The sequence below is a fragment of the Pseudomonas sp. 05T35 genome, from assembly GCF_056396605.1.
The window spans coordinates 1-1,613 of sequence record NZ_JBFTLU010000685.1 but is presented as its reverse complement, the minus strand read 5'-3'; the positions used below and the strand labels follow the sequence as shown (position 1 = coordinate 1,613).

1 protein-coding gene and 2 pseudogenes are annotated in these 1,613 nt (G+C 57.0%); 2 read left to right on the top strand and 1 reads right to left on the bottom strand.

Going from position 1 to position 1,613, the window contains the following annotated elements; genetic code table 11:
- Together AC1DH9_RS28860 and AC1DH9_RS28855 are read left to right on the top strand one after the other, a co-directional pair.
- Positions 1-576: pseudogene (locus AC1DH9_RS28860) on the top strand (alkaline phosphatase family protein); the annotation flags it as partial.
- Between the two features lie 264 nt (positions 577-840).
- Entirely contained in the window at positions 841-1,086 is a 246-nt protein-coding gene (locus AC1DH9_RS28855) for a type II toxin-antitoxin system Phd/YefM family antitoxin (RefSeq protein ID WP_427535964.1), read from the top strand.
- Positions 1,087-1,407: 321 nt separating this feature from the next.
- Here the strand turns inward: AC1DH9_RS28855 and AC1DH9_RS28850 are convergent.
- A pseudogene (locus AC1DH9_RS28850) lies at positions 1,408-1,613 on the bottom strand (very short patch repair endonuclease); the annotation flags it as partial.

Here is a 1,613-nt window from a genome sequence, read left to right as displayed (position 1 = left end):
AAACTGACCGTCATGTTCGACTGCTGCTACGCCGGCGGCATGACCCGCGGCAACGGCCGCGTGCGCGGCATCACCCCACCCAGCGACATCCGCCACCGCATGCTGCGCTGGGACCCCTACGCCGGCGACTGGGACCGCCGGGTGTACGCCGCCGACAGCGACGGCCGCGACTTCAGCGAACACGACCACACTTCCCGCGGACTCACCCGCACCCGCAGCACCCAAGGCGCCGCCACCGGCCTACGCCCCGAGAAAAAGGCCCAACTACAGCGCCAAGGCAAACTCTACGGCCACCACGGCCCCTACATGCCCCTGATGCTCTACGCCGCCCGAGAAAACGAAAAAGCCAACGAGTATGAGGTGGGCTCCACCAGCTACGGCGCCTTCACCTACGCCGTGGTCGAGCAACTGCGCAAACTGCACCAGGAAAATGTGACGTTGGGGTTTGATAAGTTGATAGAGCAGGTAGGCAAAGTGCTGAGCGCGAGGTCGCTGGGGCAGACACCGGAGATCGTCGGGCCGAGCGGGGTGAGGGAAGCGGTGTGCCCGTGGAAGATTAGTGGGTTGGGGAAATGATCTCGTAGTTGCAGTCACAGCCAAAGAAAAGGGCCGCAGGATAATACTGCGGCCCTAACAACACCGAAACTCCTAAACCCACCGCCAATCCCCTGTGGGAGCGAGCCTGCTCGCGATGGCGATCTCCCAGCCAACGACAACCTCAGCAGGTGAATGAGGTCGCGCAACTTGAGAAGTCATTTTTTGACAGATGTTCAGCTCAACACCTTGCCTATCGAAAATCTACGACTTGGGCTAGCTTGGCTAACGCTATGGAGGTGCCACATGAATGAACTGGTACAAGTAAACATGCACGAAGCAAAATCCCAGCTCTCCCAACTTGCTGAGTGCGCATGGCATGGCGACCAAGTTGTGATCACCAAGGCCGGCAAGCCTTATCTGGATCTGTTGCCCCATGTCGATACCCCTCGGATGCGCAAGCCTGGGCGGTTGAAAGGGCAAATCCGGATATCTGCGGATTTTGACAAAACGCCCAAGGACATCAACGATGGAATTGAAGACGGCCTATGAGGCGCTGACAGAATTATTCCTCAGTATCGGGGCGGGTGGTTGCGGCGCGATTGTGAGGGGGCGGAACACTGAGATTTCCAAACCCGCCGCAGTTCCCCTGTGGGAGCGAGCCTGCTCGCGATGGCGTCGGTAAACATGCCACATAAACAAAATCCGCCACCTGAACTTCAGGCCGCGGATTTCTTCATTTCAGCTACGAACAATCAAAACCCTCGCAGCACCCGTAACGCCTTCCACCACCAGGATTGACGCTGATTGAACGGATCATCCACCGATGATTGAGTGCCGGTTGATCACGACGGATACAGCATCGCATGGCTTTTAGCGTAGCTGTTGAAGCAGTTGATCAAGCGTGTCTTGGCCCTTTTTGAGCTGGCATTCCCAAATGATCAGAACTCGCCAGCCCAGAACCTTCAACGCCTCAACGTTTTCAATATCCCTAGCTACGTTACGTGAAAACTTTTCATTCCAGAATTCACATCTGGTCTTTGGGCTCGTAGCGTATCGACACTCTGGGTGGTGATGCC